At 70.2% G+C, this 17,492-nt stretch carries 21 protein-coding genes; 10 read left to right on the plus strand and 11 right to left on the minus strand.

All coding sequences use genetic code 11. The features are described from left to right. The first annotated feature begins 163 nt into the window (after nt 1-163). Nucleotides 164-937, plus strand: coding sequence for an IclR family transcriptional regulator (locus CCS38_RS27030; RefSeq protein ID WP_223735933.1), 774 nt, complete (start codon nt 164-166; stop codon nt 935-937). A gap of 19 nt (nt 938-956) precedes the next feature. On the opposite strand, the gene CCS38_RS27035 is transcribed toward CCS38_RS27030, so the two are convergent. The 4 genes from CCS38_RS27035 to CCS38_RS35770 all read right to left on the minus strand — a co-directional run bounded on the left by CCS38_RS27035 (nt 957) and on the right by CCS38_RS35770 (nt 3,748). Beyond that, the gene (locus CCS38_RS27035) at nt 957-1,454 is read right to left on the minus strand and encodes a lasso peptide biosynthesis protein (protein WP_223735934.1); all 498 of its coding nucleotides are present in this window, start codon (nt 1,452-1,454) and stop codon (nt 957-959) included. Between the two features lie 44 nt (nt 1,455-1,498). Continuing rightward, nucleotides 1,499-1,774 carry a PqqD family peptide modification chaperone gene (locus CCS38_RS27040; RefSeq protein WP_223735935.1) on the minus strand — a complete coding sequence of 92 codons (276 nt, stop codon included), beginning with the start codon at nt 1,772-1,774 and terminating at the stop codon, nt 1,499-1,501. A 75-nt stretch (nt 1,775-1,849) separates the two neighbouring features. Further along, nucleotides 1,850-3,565, minus strand: a complete 1,716-nt coding sequence (locus CCS38_RS27045) for an asparagine synthase-related protein (RefSeq protein WP_223735936.1) — start codon at nt 3,563-3,565, stop codon at nt 1,850-1,852. A gap of 69 nt (nt 3,566-3,634) precedes the next feature. Next, nucleotides 3,635-3,748, minus strand: a complete 114-nt coding sequence (locus CCS38_RS35770; RefSeq protein WP_223735937.1) for a lasso RiPP family leader peptide-containing protein — start codon at nt 3,746-3,748, stop codon at nt 3,635-3,637. A 93-nt stretch (nt 3,749-3,841) separates the two neighbouring features. Here CCS38_RS35770 and CCS38_RS27055 point away from each other — a divergent pair, with 93 nt between their 5' ends. Further along, entirely contained in the window at nt 3,842-4,837 is a 996-nt protein-coding gene (locus CCS38_RS27055; protein ID WP_372457152.1) for an ATP-binding cassette domain-containing protein, read from the plus strand. Further along, on the plus strand, nt 4,834-5,703 hold the full coding sequence (locus tag CCS38_RS27060; protein WP_223735939.1) for an ABC transporter permease: 870 nt from the start codon (nt 4,834-4,836) through the stop codon (nt 5,701-5,703). Before CCS38_RS27055 ends, CCS38_RS27060 begins: the two co-directional genes overlap by 4 nt. Nucleotides 5,704-5,721: 18 nt before the next feature. Here CCS38_RS27060 and CCS38_RS27065 read toward each other — a convergent pair whose 3' ends face one another. From CCS38_RS27065 to CCS38_RS27080, 4 genes are all read right to left on the minus strand, one after another. Continuing rightward, a complete protein-coding gene (locus CCS38_RS27065; RefSeq protein ID WP_223735940.1) occupies nt 5,722-6,390 on the minus strand; it encodes a GntR family transcriptional regulator in 669 nt (222 codons plus the stop codon). 70 nt (nt 6,391-6,460) lie between these two features. Further along, nucleotides 6,461-6,964, minus strand: a complete 504-nt coding sequence (locus CCS38_RS27070) for a flavin reductase family protein (protein WP_223735941.1) — start codon at nt 6,962-6,964, stop codon at nt 6,461-6,463. Nucleotides 6,965-7,020: 56 nt separating this feature from the next. Further along, entirely contained in the window at nt 7,021-7,446 is a 426-nt protein-coding gene (locus CCS38_RS27075) for an ester cyclase (protein WP_223735942.1), read from the minus strand. Further along, nucleotides 7,433-8,935 carry a BCCT family transporter gene (locus tag CCS38_RS27080; RefSeq protein WP_223735943.1) on the minus strand — a complete coding sequence of 501 codons (1,503 nt, stop codon included), beginning with the start codon at nt 8,933-8,935 and terminating at the stop codon, nt 7,433-7,435. The genes CCS38_RS27075 and CCS38_RS27080 overlap by 14 nt, the downstream gene beginning before the upstream one ends. 321 nt (nt 8,936-9,256) lie before the next feature. Between CCS38_RS27080 and CCS38_RS27085 the strand changes: the two genes are divergently transcribed. Genes CCS38_RS27085 through CCS38_RS27110 form a run of 6 tightly spaced genes read left to right on the plus strand, consistent with a single transcriptional unit; the run spans nt 9,257 to nt 13,912 of the window. After that, nucleotides 9,257-9,886 (plus strand): amino acid synthesis family protein, encoded by a 630-nt coding sequence (locus CCS38_RS27085; RefSeq protein ID WP_223735944.1) that lies wholly within the window; start codon nt 9,257-9,259, stop codon nt 9,884-9,886. Next, nucleotides 9,883-10,434, plus strand: coding sequence for an amino acid synthesis family protein (locus CCS38_RS27090; RefSeq protein WP_223735945.1), 552 nt, complete (start codon nt 9,883-9,885; stop codon nt 10,432-10,434). The genes CCS38_RS27085 and CCS38_RS27090 overlap by 4 nt, the downstream gene beginning before the upstream one ends. Nucleotides 10,435-10,440: 6 nt before the next feature. After that, nucleotides 10,441-11,172 (plus strand): alpha/beta fold hydrolase, encoded by a 732-nt coding sequence (locus CCS38_RS27095; RefSeq protein WP_223735946.1) that lies wholly within the window; start codon nt 10,441-10,443, stop codon nt 11,170-11,172. Continuing rightward, a complete protein-coding gene (locus CCS38_RS27100) occupies nt 11,165-12,652 on the plus strand; it encodes an aldehyde dehydrogenase (protein ID WP_223735947.1) in 1,488 nt (495 codons plus the stop codon). Before CCS38_RS27095 ends, CCS38_RS27100 begins: the two co-directional genes overlap by 8 nt. Before the next feature lie 10 nt (nt 12,653-12,662). Further along, nucleotides 12,663-12,872 carry a tautomerase family protein gene (locus CCS38_RS27105; protein ID WP_223735948.1) on the plus strand — a complete coding sequence of 70 codons (210 nt, stop codon included), beginning with the start codon at nt 12,663-12,665 and terminating at the stop codon, nt 12,870-12,872. After that, complete coding sequence (locus CCS38_RS27110) at nt 12,869-13,912, plus strand: LLM class flavin-dependent oxidoreductase (protein WP_223735949.1); 1,044 nt, start codon at nt 12,869-12,871, stop codon at nt 13,910-13,912. The genes CCS38_RS27105 and CCS38_RS27110 overlap by 4 nt, the downstream gene beginning before the upstream one ends. Nucleotides 13,913-13,980: 68 nt before the next feature. Here CCS38_RS27110 and CCS38_RS27115 read toward each other — a convergent pair whose 3' ends face one another. Next, nucleotides 13,981-14,802 carry an SDR family NAD(P)-dependent oxidoreductase gene (locus CCS38_RS27115; protein ID WP_223735950.1) on the minus strand — a complete coding sequence of 274 codons (822 nt, stop codon included), beginning with the start codon at nt 14,800-14,802 and terminating at the stop codon, nt 13,981-13,983. A gap of 22 nt (nt 14,803-14,824) precedes the next feature. Beyond that, nucleotides 14,825-14,977 carry a TylF/MycF family methyltransferase gene (locus CCS38_RS27120; protein WP_223735951.1) on the minus strand — a complete coding sequence of 51 codons (153 nt, stop codon included), beginning with the start codon at nt 14,975-14,977 and terminating at the stop codon, nt 14,825-14,827. 185 nt (nt 14,978-15,162) lie between these two features. On the opposite strand from CCS38_RS27120, the gene CCS38_RS27125 reads away from it, so the two are divergent. Further along, the gene (locus tag CCS38_RS27125) at nt 15,163-16,107 is read left to right on the plus strand and encodes an FkbM family methyltransferase (RefSeq protein ID WP_223735952.1); all 945 of its coding nucleotides are present in this window, start codon (nt 15,163-15,165) and stop codon (nt 16,105-16,107) included. Nucleotides 16,108-16,200: 93 nt separating this feature from the next. On the opposite strand, the gene CCS38_RS27130 is transcribed toward CCS38_RS27125, so the two are convergent. Further along, nucleotides 16,201-17,492 (minus strand): aminotransferase-like domain-containing protein (locus CCS38_RS27130; RefSeq protein WP_223735953.1); only part of this gene is annotated, 1,292 nt, incomplete at its 5' end.

The raw sequence follows: 17,492 nt of genomic DNA on the forward strand, positions 1-17,492 counted from the left end.
CGAGACGGAAAGGGCAGCGGGCCAGGGCTATTTGCCACGATGCGGCAAGCACTCCCGCGAACTGAAAAGAGAATGACGCCCGCGTTTCCGCCTGTCAACGGATTGTTTCCGAATGGAAGAAAGCCTTGCCGCCATGTGAGAAGGAGTGTGGGAAACTGCCCGTATGTCCACCAGCACCCCGGCCTCCGACATGGTCGGCAAGGCCCTGCACGTCCTCACCCTGCTCGGCGAGCGCCCGGCCGGCGTCACGCTCTCCGAACTGGCCCGCGCCTCCGGCTTCCCGACCAGCACGTGCTACCGGCTCCTGAAGTCCCTGACCCGGGACAGCTTCGTGGAGTTCGACGCCCGCACCAAGCACTACACGCTGGGGCTACGGGTGTACCAGCTCGGCCAGCGCGTCTCGCACGCGCACGGCTTCGCGGGCGTCGCACTGCCGGTGATGCGCCGGCTCGCCGAGACCTGCCGGGAGGCCGTCCTGATGTCGGTACTGGACGGCGACAAGCAGCTGTACATCCATCACGTCGAGGGCCCGCAGCAGGTGAGCGTGCGCGGCGAGCCCGGCAAACACGGCCCGGTGCACTGCACCTCGATGGGCAAAGTGCTGATCGCCTTCGCGCCCGCGGAGGTAGGCGACGCACTCATCGAAGGCGTCGAACTGACCGCACTGGGCCCTCACTCGATCACCGACCGCGCGGCATTCCGCACCGAGATCGAGAAGGTGCGCGCCGAAGGCCACGCCATCGCCGACGAGGAACACGAGCCGGGCATCCGCGCACTGGGCGTCCCCATCCTCACCCCGGACGGCATCGCCCACGCCGCCCTCTCCGTCGCGGCCCCCGCCTTCCGCATGCCCACGGCAGACCTGCTGACCCTGCGCCCCGCACTGGCCGACGCGGCACACGAACTCGCGGCACTGCTGCCACCGCGCCCGTTCTGAGAGGGGCCGGGCCGGCCGGTCAGTGGAGTGCGGAGCACCCGACCCGCTGCAGCACCGTGTGGCCGCTCTGCACGACCGGTACGTCGTTGAGGACCTCGCCGTACAGTTCGGTCCAGGAGTGGAAGGCGAACCGGGCGCCGATCGACGACCGTTGCCGGGCGATGACGGTCTCGGCCGGCAGCCCGATCGCCGACAGGTGGACGGCGAGGGCGAACGACCTGGCCAGGCACAGCGCGTTGGGGTCGGCCAGCCGGACCACGAGCTGACAGCGGGGCAGTTCGCGGCGCGCGACGCGGATGGCTGTCGCCTCCGGCAGGCCGCGGTGGGCGCCCGTCGCCGGCCGCAGATCGCGCAGCCGGACCTGCGCCGCTCCCCAGCCGTGCCGGCTCAGGACCCGCAGCGCCCGTGCCGTGTGCACGGCGGCGGCCAGCCGCGCCGAAGGGGACGTACGGGGCGCGGGCCCGGCCGCGTCATCGCCCCACAGCAGGAAGGCCCAGTCCGCGGCCGGCCCGTGCACGGCCGATCGGTGCGCGGTCCCCCGGCCCGGCATCACCCCGTCCGTCACGGCGTCACGCCGCTCGGCTCGACGAGGCGGCTCTCGGCGAGCTGGGCGGCGAGCGACGTGATGCCCTCGCGCAGTTCGCCGTGGTCGGCGTCGATGCGTTCCGCGAGGTCGCCGACTGCTTCGTCGTACGTCTCGCAGCGCAGTGCCGCCTCCAGGATGAGGGTCGCGGTGGGATTCAGCTCGAAGTAGACGCCTTCGGCGGCGTCGAGCAGGACTCCCGTACCGTCGGCGGGGTCGAAAACGGTGTGTTCGGCGAGGTGGATCAGCGGCATCGGGGATCTCCTGTCGCAGGGGCCGGGCCCACGGCGTTCACCGGGTGGGCGGAAACATCGGCGCGTGTCCGGATCTCAAGTGCGGGGAACGGTCGCCGACTTGACTGCCAGGTCGCGCAGGAACAGCTCAACCATGGCCGTACAGAGCAGGTTCTCGGCATTGCGCCGCAGTGCGCGCGGATCGGCGAGGACGGCGGCGAGGCGGTGCGGATCGACGACGCCCAGGGCGGCCAGCCGGGTGCCGGGCCCGCCGAGCACGTCCGCGACGGCTTCCGGGTGGCGCAGGCACCACGTCTCGTCCGGCGAGCCGAGCCAGTCCCGCCCGTAGTGGCGCCACACGCGGGAGGGGATGTTACGGCGCGCGGCGGCGAGACGCAGCACGGGCTTGTCGATGGTGCGCCCGGCATACGGGATGACCCGGTAGGCGTGGGGCAGCCGGGCCGCCAGCCTGCGCAGCCCCCGGCCGCCCCAGGGCTTGGCGCAGTGGATGCCGTGCGGCCGCCAGACCGTGAGGTTCAGGGTGTGTTCCTGCGCTGCCGAATCCAGCTCGTAGCGCTCGGGACCGGCGCCGGGGACGGGAACGAGGAAGTCGCTCGCGCGCTCGGTCTCGGCGCTCGCTTCCGGGTCCTCGTAGAGCGAGTAGCCGGGGCGAATGCTGCGGACGATCCGGCTCAGCTCCCAGCGGGAACTCAACAGCCCGTTGGCCATGGCCCACCGTTCACGCCACGGCACGTCCGCGGCGGCGATGTCGTAGAGGCCGTAGCGCAGCGGGCCGAAGACGACGTCCCCGTCCAGGCCGGTGAGCAGTGTGCGCACCCCGTCCTCGGCGATCCGACGGGCCGTCAGGTCCAGGCGCCGGAACCAGACATGGTTGAAGGGCAGCGGAAAGTCGTGCGCGCGGGGGAAGTAGGACTCGTCCTCGCCGGGCGGTTCCACCACCACGAGTGGGACCGACAGTGCACGGCACACCTCGCGCGCCCGCGGTGACTCGTCGGCGAGCGGGTCGGCGCTGTGCATGTGGTAGGCGGTGACGTCGGCCCCTTGATCGGCGAGCGCGGCGAGCACGGTGGCGGAGTCGACGCCCCCGGAGAGCAGGACGCCGATGCGGCCGGCGGACGCGTAGCGGCGGGTCTCCTCCCCCAGCAGTTCGTACGCCAGGTCGGCGTAGCGGCGGAGGGGCGTGCGGCGCGGCAGCGGGAGCGCGGTGATCGTGTCGTACGTCTCGGTGCGTGCGGTCCGGCCGTCCGCGACGGCGAGACGGCCGGGAAGCAGCAGGCTCAGGCCGGGGAAGACAAAGACGTCCTCGCCGCGGCAGGCGCGCCACAGCGTCTCGCGGTCGAACTCCGGTGGCCCGTCGAGGAGATCGCGGGGGTCGCCCGACCACCGTGTCCAGCCGCCCGCTACGCGGAAGAAGAGCTGGTCGGCGCTGCACACCCCGCGGAAGAGGACGACGCGCCGGGGTGTCACGACGGCGCCGGCGAGTTCCGGTGGCAGATGGCGGAGCGCGGCGTACCGGCCCCGGTCCACGTCCCGAACCAGACGCGCCACTTGTTCCGTCGGCAGTTCTCGCGGAGCCGGACCGGCCAGGGCGAGGATGGCGTCCGGGACCGGTTGGGGAATACCGGGTGCGGGAGCGGCTGTTCCTGCCGGAATCCACTGGCGCACGTGGCTGCCGGCCGGGCGGTGGCCATGACGGGCGTCGAACGGTACGTACGCGTAGTCCACGGCGGTCGTACCGGCGGCGATCCGTCCGGAACAGCCGGGAAACTCCGTGAGGTACTGCTCGGCCATCGCTCTCTCCGGGTGTCGTACCGCAGTACGGGGCGGAGCCGCCTCGGCTCCGCCCCGTACTCATGGCGGTCAGGCCAGGTTGCCGTGGCCGAGCACGTCGGGGGTACCCCGCCGCAGTTGCCCGGTCAACTTCTCGACTCGTCCGATACGGACGACTTTCGGAGGCGTGTAACGCAGGCGCATGGTCGTCACTTTCTTTCTGCTCTCGGGTCGCTACCACTAGGGCGGTATGCGACATATAGAGTGTTTTCCCCCTCTATTTCTCTAGATTGCGGGGTGGAGCGTGCTACGTCAAAAGGAAGCAACCAGGTGAGCCCGGGAGCGGGAAACGGCTATGCAATCTATGCCCAGGGCTTGACTAAGCGTTACCCCGGCGCGGAGGCGGTCCGCGGGGTCGATCTCCACGTACACCCCGGGGAAACGTTCGCCTTCCTCGGCCCCAACGGTGCCGGCAAGACCACCACCATCGCGATGCTCTGTGCCCTGGCCCGCCCCACCTCGGGCCACGCGCGCGTGGCCGGGGCCGACATCCGCACTCAGCCGCAACAGGTGCGGCGCGGCGTCGGGCTGCTGTTCCAGCACAGTGCCGTCGACCCGGACCTCAGCGCCGAACGCAACCTCTACCTCCACGCTCGCCTTTACGGCCTCTCCCACTCCCGCGCCCGCGCCCGGGGCGCCGCGCTGCTGGAACTGACCGGGCTCACCGCGCGCCGCCGGGACCGCGTACGCACCCTCTCCGGCGGGCTGCGCCGCCGCCTGGAGATCGCCCGCGCCCTGCTCCACGAACCCGGCGTGCTCTTCCTCGACGAACCCACCGTCGGCCTCGACCCGCACGCCCGCTCCCAGGTCTGGGACCACCTGGCGCGCCTCCGCGCCGACCAGCACACCACCGTGTTCGTCACCACCCACTACCTGGACGAGGCCGAGCACTGCGACCGCATCGCCATCCTCGACCGCGGCCGGGTCGTCGCCCACGGCACCCCTGCGGAGCTGAAGGCCGCCATCGGTGACGACCGGGTACGCGTGCGCACCGCCGACGACGCCGCGGCGGCGGCCGCCCTCCGGCAGGACCTCGGCCTGCTTCCTGCCGCCGGACCTGACGGCCTGACGGTCGCGGTGGCGGCGGGCGCACGGCAGATTCCCCGGCTGTGCGCCGCACTGGCCACCCGTGGCATCCCCGTGCACGCCATCACCCTCACGGAACCCACTTTGGACGACGTCTTCTTCCACCACACCGGCCGCAGCATCACCCACCCCGGACCGCAGCGGTGACATCCTCCGCGGAAGGTGCCGCGCCGCCGCGGCAGCCGGCCCCGGCGCCACCCGCCACTCCGGGACCCCTCGTTCGGGAACTGCGCGCCGTCCACGCCCTCGTCCTGCGTGACCTGCTGCGCATGCTCGCCCAGCCCATCCAGACCGCCCTGATGCTCGTTCAGCCCCTGCTGTTCCTGCTGCTCCTCGGCGGGGGCCTGGCCGCCCTGGTGCCCGCGACGGCCGTGGGCGGCGACTACCGCACCTACCTCTTCCCCGGCGTGCTGCTGATGACCGTCCAGACCCCCGCGGTGACGGTCGGCATGCGGCTGATCACCGACCGGGAGAGCGGCCACCTCCGCGAAACACTGATGGCGCCCGTACGCCGCTCCACCCTGCTGTACGGCAGTTGCCTGGGCGGCACCACGGAAGCCACCGTCCAGGGCGCGGTCCTGCTCGCCACCGCCGGCACCGTCGGGCTGCCCTACCACCCCGTGCTGCTGCTCTCGCTGCTCGCCACCGTGGCGCTGGCCTCGTTCGTCCTCACCGCCCTGGCAGCGGCACTGGCCATCGGAATCCGCAGCGTGGAGTCCTTCCACGTCCTGCTCAGCCTGGCCCTGATGCCTCTGCTCTTCCTCTCCGGAGCGTTCTTCCCGCTGACCGCCCTCCCCGGCTGGCTCGCCCAACTGACAGCCGTCAACCCACTGTCGTACGCCGTCGACGTACTGCGCCGCAGCATCGCGCAGCACGTCCCCGGCACCCCGGCCGCCACCACGGTGCACTGGGGCAACTGGCAGGTCCCGGCCGCACTCGAAATCGTGACCCTGGTACTCCTGGGCGCGAGCGCACTGCTGTGGGCCGCCCACCGCTTCGGCCGACTGGAGTGAGACGGCAGCGGCTCGGAATCAGGTGCCTGCCGTGCCGGTACCCGCCTTCGAGCTGCCGATCGGCAACCCCGCCAGCAACGCACGCCGGCTGGCCCTGACGTGTTCGCGCATGACGTGTTCGGCGCTGTCGCCGTCCTTCTCCAGGATCAGTTCCAGGACGAGATGGTGCTCGCGGTCCGACTGGAGGGGACGTCCCGGTTGGCTCAAGGACGTGTTGACCAACCGGGAGTACGCCAGCTGGTTCATCAGCATCCGGTAGTGGGCTTCCAGCTTGCTGTTGTCCGCGCCGGCGATGAGGACGTCGTGGAACTCCTGGACCAGCTCGGCGTAACGCTCCCGGTCGTCCCGCGCCACCGCGTCATCGGCTTCGCGCAGGTTGCGCTCCAGCCTGTCGATCTCCGGGACCCGGCCACGCTGGGCGAGGAGGCGGGCGGCCGCCCCCTCCAGGAGCTCCTTCATCTCGAAGAGCTCGGTGATCTCACGGCGGGAGGGGGTGGTGACGAAGGTACCGACGCGGGGCCGGATCTCGACCAGCCCCTCGGTCTGGAGCTGCTTGAGGGCCTCGCGGACCGGTGTACGGCTGACGCCGAACTCGTCCGCGAGCGCGAGCTCCGAAACCGGAGCGCCGGGCTTGATGTCACCTTTGATGATGCGCCGCCGCATTTCGTCGATGACCCTGGCCTGCATCGACCCCTTCGTAGCACCGCTTGTGCCGCGATTCACCGAGCCCTCCTCCGTCTCTCGAGCCGCCCGCTGATCATCCCAGAGGCGCGAGCGCGCCACCGTCGAAGAACTTACCCGCGCTGTAGACCATGGGATTGTTCTCGGTGACCGCAGCATGCACCACGCGGCAGATGAAGACGGTGTGGGTGCTGGCCTGGAGCCGCTCGCGGATCTCGACCTCCATCTGCGCGCTGCTCCGGGCGATCAGTGGGCTCCCGAACGGGCCGCGCTCCCAGTCCAGATCCTTGAACTTATCATCGGACTTCTGCGCGAACGTGCGCACTACGTCGAGTTGTTCCGTAGAGAGAATGTTGATCGCGAGGTGACCCGCCCGGAACAGACAGTCGTGCGTGGACGAGGTGCGCTGGACGCACACCATCACGGTGGCGGGGTCGAGCGAGATGCTCGAGAACGCGTTGACCGCCAGCCCCCTGGGGGTCTCGCCGTCCATCGCGGTCACGACCGTGACGCCGGTGACGAACTGCCGGTTGACCTGCTTCATCAGGTCGATGTCGGGCTGCGTGGACAGCGGTGCCATGGAAATGCTCCTTGTCATGTTGATCGTCAGTCCTGTGCCACTTGGCCGGCAGGCCGTCAGTCCTGTGCCACCCGGATGATGCCGAGCGCCGAGAGCAGCGCCCTCGGGTCCCAGGTCACGTACTCCTCGACGATGCGGTCCCCCTCGAACCGGGCGAAGGTGGCACCGCTCACCTCGACACGCCGCTCGGTGGCGGGGACACCGAGAAACGAGTTCACATGGGTTCCGCTGCTGTGCCAGCGGATCGCCGCTCTGTCGCCGTCGACCACGAGGTCGTCGATGGCCGTGGCCAGGTCCGGGAACGCCGCTCGGGTCGAGACGATCGATGCCTTGAAGGTACTCAGGTCCTGCGGGCCCGCGTCCGTGCCATGGCGGCGGTAGTCCGGGCTCAGCAGCTGGTCGAGGGCGTCGACATCGCCCTGTTCCCAGGCCGCGGCCCACACCTTCTCGATGAGTCCGCGACGCGTTTCAGTGTGCGACATCAGTCTTCTCCTTTCGGTCTGCGCCCAGTTCCTTCCAGAAGGACACCGCCAGGCCGGCGATGATCACGAGGAACGGCAACGACGTGACTATGACGGTGTTCTGAAGGGCAGTCAGTCCGCCGGCGAGCATGAGCACCACGGCGGTGACACCGGTGAGGACGCCCCAGAGAATGAGCACCGGACGGCGCGGGGTGAGCGACCCGTCCGAGGTCATCATGGACAGTACGTAGGTGTTGGCGTCCGCACCGGAGACGAAGAACAGCACGACCAGGATGATCGCGATCACCGACGTGACGCCGGCGAGGGGGAAGTGTTCCAGGGTCGCGAAGAACGCGCTGTTGACGTCGGCCGTGGTCTGCTCGGCGATGTCGCCGCCCTGGAACAGGTCGACGTGGATCGCCGTGCCGCCGAAGACGGTGAACCACGTGAAGAACACCACGCTGGGGACGACCAGGACGCCCATGATGAACCCGCGGATGGTGCGGCCACGGGAGATGCGGGCGAGAAAGACACCGACGAAGGCGCCCCAGGACACCCACCAGGCCATCATGAAGTAGGTCCACAGCTGCATCCACTCCAGCCCGCCGAACGCGGTGCCCTGGAGGCTCATCCGGAAGAAGTCGGTGGCCCACCGGCCCATGGACTCGGTGTACAGGTTCGCGATGAAGACGGTCGGGCCGACGATCAGCATGAAGACGAACAACGCGACCGCGAGCAGTGAGCTGCCCTGGCTCAGGAACTTGATTCCCTTGCTGACACCCGTCACGGCCGAGAGCGTGAAGAGGGACGTGACGGCGGCGATGATGAGCACCTGCGTCATCGAGTTGACCGGGATCCCGAACAGGGTGCCCAGACCGTTGTTGACCTGGAGCGCGCCCAGGCCGAGGGACGTCGTGGTGCCGAAGAGCGTCGCGAACACGGCGAGCACGTCGATCGCCTTGCCGACCGGCCCGTTCACCCGGTCGCCCAGCAGCGGTACGAACAGCTGGCTGACCAGAGTGCGGCGGCCCTTGCGGTGGGTCGAGTACGCGATGGCGAGACCGAAGACGGCGAAGATCGCCCAGGCGTGCAGGCCCCAGTCGAAGTAGGAGTACTGCAGGGCCCGGACAGCTGCCGCCGGTGTGTTCGGCTCCGCGAGGCCGTGCGGCGGCGTCGCGAGGTGGGAGATCGGTTCGGCGACGCCGTAGGAGACCAGTCCGATGCCCATGACCGCACTGAGAATCATGGCGAACCAGGTCGGCGTCGAGAACTCGGGGCGGTCGGTGTCCTTGCCGAGCCGGATCTCACCGGCGGGGCCGAAGGCCAGGAACACCAGGAAGACCAGGATGGCGAGGGTGACCACCAGATAGGTCCAGCCGAAGGTGGCCGTCACCCAGTCCAGGGAGGCGGTGGTGACCTCGTTGAGGTTGTCCGTGAACACCACCGCCCAGCCGACGAAGAGGGCGGAGATGCCGAGCGAGGACCAGAAGACGGAGCCGAGCCTGCCCACGGGGGAGGTGCTTTCGTCAGCACCCCCGGACGGCGTCACAGGGGCCATTTCCGCACCCGGTCTAGGGGGACTGGACATGAAACTCCTTGAGTCCGGGATTCGACGGCTGCCTGAACTGGCATACAAGAAGCAGTAAGGCATGTCACAGGTTGAGCGTCAAGAGTCTGTCGCACCGGAATCTCGACCCGATCGCTCACGCTCCAGAATGTCCAGCTCAGATGCAGTATGGAGGCGCCAGCAAGGGGTTCGGACGGAGGCGCGGAGAACTCTCGCCACGCACCCCCTTGACCGATGCAAGAGGCGTACTTATCGTCCTGTGGCATGCAAGAGCGCATCACGGAACGTCCTGACGAAAGCATCGGCCTCCGAAAGCTCGTGCTTTACCGCGACGTCGTCCTCACCGAGGCGGGCGAGGCCCCCGCACAGCCCGCGAGGCGAGCCAGCGTCGCCGCCGTAGTGCGGAATCCCTGGGTGGGCGCCGGCCCATCGGCCGATCTGTCCGCGGAGCAGGGCCGGGTCGCCCCGGTACTCGCGCGGCTGCTCGCCGACCGCCTCATCGAGGCACTGGGCGGCGTGACGGAGATCGAAGCCTTCGGCAAGGCTGCGATCGTCGGCACGGCGGGCGAGATCGAGCACGCCGGAGCCCTCATCCACACGCCGTACTTCGGCAACCTCGTCCGGGAATTCCTCCAGGGCGAATCGATCATCTGCTTCGCCGACACGCGCGCCGAAGCCGGCGAGACGCTGGTCGTCCCGCTCTGGCACAAGACACACGCCGCAACGCGCAGTCACTACCAGACCATCAGCGCCCGCGTTGCCGACGCACCGCGTGCGGACGAGATCGTCGTCATCGCCGCCGCGTCGACGGGACCCCGCCCGCACCCCCGTATCGGGGACCGCAAGACCGACCCTGTCGTCACCACCGAAACACTGGAGGAAGTCCCCGCATGAACGTCCGCAAGATTGTGACCACCGTCGAGGAGATCCGCACGGAAGGCGGCCGCGAGGTCAGCCCGCCCGCCCGGATCGCCGTCGTCGCAGCCGTGATCGAGAACCCGTGGGCCGGTCAGGGCTTCGTCGAGGACCTCGCTCCCGGCATCGAAGCCAACGCCTCCGACGTCGGCGCGCTGCTGGCCCCGGCGGTGCTCGACGCCCTCGGGGCCCCCGCCGAGGCGTACGGCAAGGCGGCCATCGTCGGCCTGGACGGCGAGATCGAGCACGGCTCGGCGCTGATCCACACACTCCAGTTCGGTGACCACTTCCGCAAGGCCGCCAACGCCACCACCCTGCTGCCGGCCGTCGAGAAGCGCGGAGCCGCCGGCGTGGTGTTCGACATCCCGCTGAAGCACATCACCGACGCCACGATCCGCTCGCACCACCAGACCACCGAGGTCCGGATCACCGACGCTCCCCACCCCGACGAGATCGTCATCGCGCTTGCCGCCGCCGCCCAGGGACGCCCCCAGCAGCGCCTGGCTCCGCTCTCGACCGAGCAGTAGGCACTGATGAGCAAGCCGACCATCGTGCTGCTGCACGGCGTGGGGCTCGACCACACCATGTGGGAGCCCGCCGCCGCACTGCTGGCCGACCGATTCACCGTGCTCACCCCCGACCTGCCGGGCCACGGCTCCCGCCCACCGGCGCGCGACGGGGTGACACTCGCAGACCTGGCCGACGGGGTGGCCGGTGGGATTCCGGCGGGCTCGCACCTGGTCGGTTTCTCGCTGGGCGCGCTGGTCGCCCAGCACCTGGCGCTGCACCGGCCGGAGCTGGTGGCCACGCTGACCTCGGTCAGCTCGGTGTGCGAGCGGACGTCCGAGGAGCGGGCGTCCGTCCTCGCCCGGCTGCGCGCCGCGGAGGCCGACTTCGCGGCGAGTACCGCCGCGTCCCTGGAGCGTTGGTACGCCGGTACCGACGTCGCCCCGGCCCGGGTCGCCCGCACCGAGGCCACGCTGCGGGCCAACGACGTCAGCTCCTTCCTCAACTGCTACCGCATCTTCGCCACGGCAGACGCCGAGCTCGGGCCGGACCTGGGCGCGATCACCGTGCCCGCGCTGGCGGTGACGGGTGAGAACGATCCGGGTTCCACCCCCGCGATGACCCGTCGGCTCGCCGCGGCGCTTCCGGACTGCCGCGCGGTGGTCATCCCCGAGGCGCGTCACATGCTGCCCGTCGAGCGCCCCGAGGCGTTCGTCGGCTCCCTCACCACTTTCATCGGAGAGTGCGCACATGCCTGAGATCGACACGTCGCAGCACTTCATCGGCGGGAGGTGGGTCGCGCCCGCCTCGGGCGAGTACTTCGAGAGCACCAACCCGGCCACGCGCCAGGTTCTTTACCGGGCGGCGCGCGGGAATGCCGCCGACATCGACCGGGCCGTGGCCGCCGCGAAGGAGGCGTTCGAGGACCCGCGCTGGCGCGACCTCAGCCAGACGCGCCGCGGACACCTGCTGCGCCGCCTCGGTGACCTGATCGCCGAGAACGCCGAAGAGCTCGCCCGCATGGAGACGCAGGACAACGGCAAGCTGCTGCGCGAGATGCGCGGACAGCTGGCCGGCCTGCCGGAGTACTACCACTACTACGCCGGCCTGGCGGACAAGATCCACGGCGACGTCGTCCCGACCTCCGACCGCCGGGTGCTGAACTACACGGCACGGGAGCCGCTGGGCGTCGTCGGAGCGATCACGCCCTGGAACTCTCCGCTGACGCTGACCAGCAGCAAACTGGCACCGGCTCTCTGCGCCGGCAACACCGTCGTGATCAAGCCCTCCGAGTACACCTCGGCCACGGTGCTCAGGCTCGCCGAGCTGGCGCTGGAGGCAGGCTTCCCGCCGGGTGCGGTGAACGTCGTCACCGGGTTCGGCGCCGAGGCCGGGCAGGCCCTCGTCGACCACCCTGACCTCGCGAAGATCTCGTTCACGGGCAGCACCGCCACCGGATCGCGCATCGCCTCGGCGACCGCGGGCCGCTTCGTCGGCTCGACCCTCGAACTCGGCGGCAAGTCGCCCAACATCGTGTTCGAGGACGCCAACATCCCGAACGCGGCGATGGGAGTGGTCGCCGGCATCTTCGCCGCCGCCGGACAGACCTGCATCGCCGGCAGCCGCGTGTTCGCGCACCGGTCGGTCTACGACGAGCTGCTGGAGCGAGTCTCCGAGCGCGCGAAGACGATCCGTATCGGCGACCCCATGGACGAGGCGACCGAGCTCGGCCCGCTCGCCTTCGAGGCCCAGCGGGACAAGGTGGCCGGGTACGTCGACCTCGGCCGCAGCGAAGGCGCCCGGGTACTGACCGGCGGGCACCCCACCGACGGCGGCCTCGGCGGCTACTTCTACGAGCCCACCATCCTCGTGGACGTCGACAACGGCATGCGTGTCGTACGCGAGGAGATCTTCGGCCCGGTCCTGGCGGTCATGCCGTTCGACACCGAGGAGGAGGTGATCCGCCTGGCCAACGACACCGAGTACGGTCTCGCGGCCGGCGTCTGGACGCAGAACCTCTCGCGGGCGCACCGGATGGCGGCGCGCCTGGATGCCGGGACCGTCTGGGTCAACACCTACCGGGCCATGTCCCCGATGTCACCGCGGCAGGGCTTCAAGACCAGCGGCGTCGGCGTCGAGCACGGCACCGAGACGATCAAGGAGTACACCCGGCTCAAGAGCGTCTGGATCAACACGAGCGAGGAGCCCGTGGCCGACCCGTTCACGATGCGGAGCTGAGGGAGCCGACATGCCACAGGTCGCCATCACCATCGCGGAGGGCCGCACCCCGGCGCAGCTCCGGAACCTGATGCACGAGGTGCACGCCGCGGTCCTCCGCACCACCGACACCCGGCCCGAGTACATCCGTGTCGTCGTCCACGAGGTCCCCCGGACGCACTGGGCGACGGGGGATGTCACTCTGCTTGAGATGAATGTTGCAAACGAGGAGCAGTCATGAGGTTTTCATTGTTCGTGCACATGGAGCGCTGGGACGAGGAGGTCAGCCACCGGCAGCTCTTCGAGAACCTCTCCGAGCTGACGCTGATGGCCGAGGACGGCGGGTTCAGCACCGTGTGGATCGGTGAGCACCACGCGATGGAGTACACGATCTCCCCCAGCCCGATGCCACTGCTCGCGCACCTGGCCGCGAAGACCTCGACCATCCGGCTGGGCGCGGGAACCATCGTCGCCCCGTTCTGGCACCCGGTCCGGGTCGCCGGTGAATGCGCGCTGCTCGACGTCATCAGCAACGGCCGCATGGAGGTCGGACTCGCCCGCGGGGCCCATCAGTTCGAGTTCGACCGCATGGCGGGCGGGCTGTCGGCCCGCGAGGGCGGCAAGCATCTGCGCGAGCTCGTGCCGGCTGTCCGGGCGCTCTGGCAGGGCGACTACGCACACGACGGCGAGATCTGGCAGTTCCCGACGTCGACCAGCGTGCCCAAGCCGGTGCAGCAGCCCACCCCGCCCATGTGGATCGCCGCGCGCGACCCCGACTCCCACGACTTCGCGGTGGCCCAGGGCTGCAACGTCATGGTCACCCCGCTGATGAAGGGCGACGAGGAAGTCGTGGACCTCAAGCGGAAGTTCGAGACGGCGGTGGCGAACCACCCCGAGGTGCCGCGCCCCGACCTGATGGTGCTGCGGCACACCCATGTCCACTCCCCCGACGAGCCCGACGGCTGGCGCCCGGCCGCGGAGGCGATCAACCGCTACTACCGCACCTTCGACGCCTGGTTCGGCAACAAGACGACCCCGGTGAACGGATTTCTCGATCCCAGCCCGGAGTCGAAGTTCGAGGACCGTCCGGAGTTCGCGCCGGAGTCGCTGCACAAGACCGCGGTGATCGGCACCCCCGCCGAAGTCATCGACCGGCTGCGCTCCTACCAGGAGCTCGGCATCGACGAGTACAGCTTCTGGATCGACAACAGCCTGCCGCACGAGGAGAAGCGCGCGTCCCTGGAGCTGTTCATCAAGGAGGTCCTGCCGGCTTTCCAGTGAGCGGATCCGCTGGAACCGGCGCGCTCACCCCGGACGCACTGGCGTCCCCCGCAGTGTGCGGACAGCGGTCAGGTCATCACCCAGCCGCCGTTGACCTCGATGGTCTGCCCGGTGACGAACGAGGCATTGGGTCCGCAGAGGAACGAGACCACCGCGGCCAGTTCTGCCGGTCGGCCACGGCGTTGCAGTGCCTGATGTGCGAGGACGAAGGCGTTGTATGCCGCGGGGTCGGGGTGAATGGTCTCGGCGGCGGTGGGGAACGCGCCGGGAGAGACGCAGTTGACCCGGATCTCGTGCCGGCCGAGCTCGCGGGCGAGGGCCTTGGTCAGGGCTGTGACGGCGCCCTTGGTGGTGACGTAGGCGGCCAGGTCGGACCAGCCCCCGTGCATGGTCATGGAGGCGATGTTGACGACGGCCCCGCCCCCGCGGTCCGCCATCTGCCTGGCCGCCTGCTGTGCCGTGATCCAGTAGGCGCGCTGGTTCACGGCGTGCACCTCGTCGTACTCGGTCAGTGGTACGTCGGTGAACGGCCGTGCCGGGTAGATGGCGGCGTTGTTGACCAGGGCTGTCACCGGGCCGAGCTGTGCGGTGACGGTGGCGAACGCGGCCTCGACGGCGGCCGCGTCCCGCAGGTCGGTCACGCAGGGCAGCGCCGTACCTCCCGCCGCTTCGACCTGCGCGACCGTCTCCTTCACGGCCGCGCGATCGACGTCGAGCGCTGCTACGGCGTACCCGTCGGCCGCCAGCCGCAATGCGGTCGCCCGGCCGAGCCCGCCGCCGGCTCCGGTGATCAGCGCAACCCTGTCGGCGGCGGGAGAGGGCGTGCCGGGCGGGTTCAGCGGGCCTCGGCGGCACCGGCCGCCGCCGCCTGATAGCGGCCCATTCCCCACCCGAACTCCTCGCTGACCACCGTCATCGGCGGCGGGCCGCCGAAATAGTCCCGGCAGGCCGGCAGGAGTAACAGGAGGCGATCCGCTCGGGCAGGCTGCTGGGGAGGGTGTCCTCGAACCAGCCGCCGTGCACCTCGGGCGGCCGCAGGCCGAGCCGCTCGTGCAGTGCGACCACATCGCCCGGCGAGGAATGGAACTGGCCCGCCAGCAGGGCGCTGCCGCCCTTCGGGCCATCCTGCGGCGCGGCTTCGGGCAGCCCCTCGAAGCGTAAGAGTGCCAGGTCACATCACCTGCCGGCGGCATACAACACGCCCTTCACCGTTTCGCAGTATCACCCTCCGTGAGTGATCAAATATCGTCGTGACGTTCCGTTACCTCCGCAATGACGCGGATATCGAAGCCGGACGCGGCGTGCCCGCAGTCGTTGCCCGCGAGGGTGCGCGGTGCCTGGGCCACATGGCCCGCGCCGCCTCCCGGGCCATGGGCCTCAGCAGGCTGCACGCCCCGTACTGGACGGCCCGGCACTTCGCCGGACTCCTGGGAACCCCACTGGACAGCAGCACACTGATCCGTCAGAGGTGGCGGATTCCCGGCGGTGACCACGCCGACATCGTGCTGCGTGCCAATCAGAGCGACCTCACCGTACTGAAGGAAGTCTTCCTCAACCGTTGCTACGAACTGCCGGCGGAGTGCGGAGGACGGCTGCGCACCATCGTCGACATCGGTGCCAACTGCGGGCTGGCCTCGGCCTACCTCGCCGCCCGGCACCGTCCCGACACCCTGGTCGCGGTCGAGCCGCTGGCCGAGAACGTGCAGGTACTGCGTCACAACGCGGCCCGCGCCGACGCTCGTTGGCGTATCGAGGAGTGTGCCGCGGCCGCCACCACCGAACCACTGGACTTCTACATCAGCGGCTACTGGTGCACCGCTACCGCAGTCGAGTCCGTGGGCCGGCGCCGCCTCTCCCTCCCGCACCGCATCGAACAGGCCATGCCACGCGAGCTCACCACCGTCCCGGCGGACACCGTCGCCGCCATCCTGGAGCGCCACCGCATCGAGCACGTCGACCTGATGAAAATCGACATCGAGGGCGGCGAGCTGCCACTGCTCACCGACCGGCCGGACTGGCTGCACCGGGTGGACCGCGTCCTCATCGAGATCCACGACAAGTACATCGACGGCGACGCCGTACGCGACGCACTCCGCGCCGGCGGCCTGCGCCAGTACACCTCCCGCCACCTGTCCCGCTCCGCCCCACCGGGCATGTCCGTCGAACTCCACGTCCGGCCGGGGAGGACGGCATGACCTGGCCGCCCTGCTTGGGCACGCTGACGCCGGCCCCAGAGAAGAAGTGAAGTACTGGGCACCACGCCGTGGCCCTGCACTCCCCCGAGGGCCTCAGGCCAGCTCGCGCAGTGCCTGGCCGAGGGCCGCTACCCCTTCGGTGATGGTGCCAGGGGAGCCGGCGGCGTAACCGAGGACGAGGCCGGGGCGGCCGGGCAGCTGGCGGTGCCAGGACAGGGGCTGGCACTTCACGCCGCGGGCCAGCGCGGCAGCGGCGAGCTCGGTGTCGGGAACTGCCGGCGCGTACGTGACGGTGAGGTGCAGACCTGCCGCCGTGCCGTGCACGACCGCGCCCGGCAGGTGTTCGGTGATGGCACCGATCATCGCGTCGCGGCGGCGCATGTGGCGACCGCGAAGCAGCCGCAAATGCCGCTCCAGTTGGCCCGATTCCATGAGTTGAGCGAGCACGAGTTGCGGGAGCACGGCATTGCCGAGGTCGGTGAAGCGTTTCGCGTCGGTAAGAGCCTCGCGGTAGCGGGGCGGTGGTACCACCCAGCCGATGCGCAATGCGGGGGCGAGCAGCTTGGAGACGCTGCCCATGTAACACAGCCGGTCGGCGAGCAACGCGCGCAGCGCGGGCACCGGTGGCCGGTCGTAGCGGTGTTCCGCATCGTAGTCGTCCTCCACGATCAGCCCGCCGTCCGCCGCCCAGCGCAGGAGCTCGCGGCGGCGTTCGCCGCTCGTCACCACGCCCGTGGGGAACTGGTGGGCGGGCGTGAGCAGTACCGCGCGGGCGCCGGTGGCGCGCAGTGCGTCGACGCGTACCCCGTTGTCATCCACCGGCACCGGTGGGGTGGCCAGAGCGCCGTTCTGCAGGTGCTGGCGGGTGCCGAGCGAGCCGGGGTCCTCCACCGCAACACTCTCGATGCCGTCCGCCCGCAGCACGGGGTGCAGCAGGGTGAGCGCTTGCGCGGTGCCGGCGACGATCAGCACCTCGTCCGGATCGACCCGGATGCCGCGGCTGCGCGCCAGCCAGCCGGCAACGGCGCGGCGCAGCGCCAGAGCGCCGCGGGGGTCGCCGTATCCGAGGTTCTCGGCGGACAGTGCGGCGAGCACGGCCCGTTCGGCGCGCAGCCAGGCCGCGCGAGGGAACGCGGAGAGGTCGGGCTGGCCGGGCGTGAGATCGATACGAGCGCGGGTGGCGCGCAGCGCGTCGAAGACATCGGCGCCGGGTTCGCCGGTGAACAGCTTGTCTGCCACGATCTGGTCGGCGCCCGGTTCGCCGGTGACCAGCGTGCCCGGCGCGGCCTGCTCGGCGGCGACCGGGACTTGCCCCCTGAACGGCCGGGGCGCGGAGGCCGCTTCCGGCGGCGCGAGGGGTGCCGCGAGGGGTGCCGCGACCACCA

Source organism: Streptomyces purpurogeneiscleroticus (genome assembly GCF_020024005.1).
GTDB lineage: Bacteria > Actinomycetota > Actinomycetes > Streptomycetales > Streptomycetaceae > Streptomyces > Streptomyces purpurogeneiscleroticus.

Bases quoted from the DNA above. Each gene is read 5' to 3' on its own strand.
- CCS38_RS27030 (WP_223735933.1), top strand. From the start codon at position 164: ATGTCCACCAGCACCCCGGCCTCCGACATGGTCGGCAAGGCCCTGCAC.
- CCS38_RS27040 (WP_223735935.1), bottom strand. From the start codon at position 1,774: ATGCCGCTGATCCACCTCGCCGAACACACCGTTTTCGACCCCGCCGAC.
- CCS38_RS27045 (WP_223735936.1), bottom strand. From the start codon at position 3,565: ATGGCCGAGCAGTACCTCACGGAGTTTCCCGGCTGTTCCGGACGGATC.
- CCS38_RS35770 (WP_223735937.1), bottom strand. From the start codon at position 3,748: ATGCGCCTGCGTTACACGCCTCCGAAAGTCGTCCGTATCGGACGAGTC.
- CCS38_RS27065 (WP_223735940.1), bottom strand. From the start codon at position 6,390: ATGCAGGCCAGGGTCATCGACGAAATGCGGCGGCGCATCATCAAAGGT.
- CCS38_RS27070 (WP_223735941.1), bottom strand. From the start codon at position 6,964: ATGGCACCGCTGTCCACGCAGCCCGACATCGACCTGATGAAGCAGGTC.
- CCS38_RS27075 (WP_223735942.1), bottom strand. From the start codon at position 7,446: ATGTCGCACACTGAAACGCGTCGCGGACTCATCGAGAAGGTGTGGGCC.
- CCS38_RS27085 (WP_223735944.1), top strand. From the start codon at position 9,257: ATGCAAGAGCGCATCACGGAACGTCCTGACGAAAGCATCGGCCTCCGA.
- CCS38_RS27090 (WP_223735945.1), top strand. From the start codon at position 9,883: ATGAACGTCCGCAAGATTGTGACCACCGTCGAGGAGATCCGCACGGAA.
- CCS38_RS27095 (WP_223735946.1), top strand. From the start codon at position 10,441: ATGAGCAAGCCGACCATCGTGCTGCTGCACGGCGTGGGGCTCGACCAC.
- CCS38_RS27100 (WP_223735947.1), top strand. From the start codon at position 11,165: ATGCCTGAGATCGACACGTCGCAGCACTTCATCGGCGGGAGGTGGGTC.
- CCS38_RS27105 (WP_223735948.1), top strand. From the start codon at position 12,663: ATGCCACAGGTCGCCATCACCATCGCGGAGGGCCGCACCCCGGCGCAG.
- CCS38_RS27110 (WP_223735949.1), top strand. From the start codon at position 12,869: ATGAGGTTTTCATTGTTCGTGCACATGGAGCGCTGGGACGAGGAGGTC.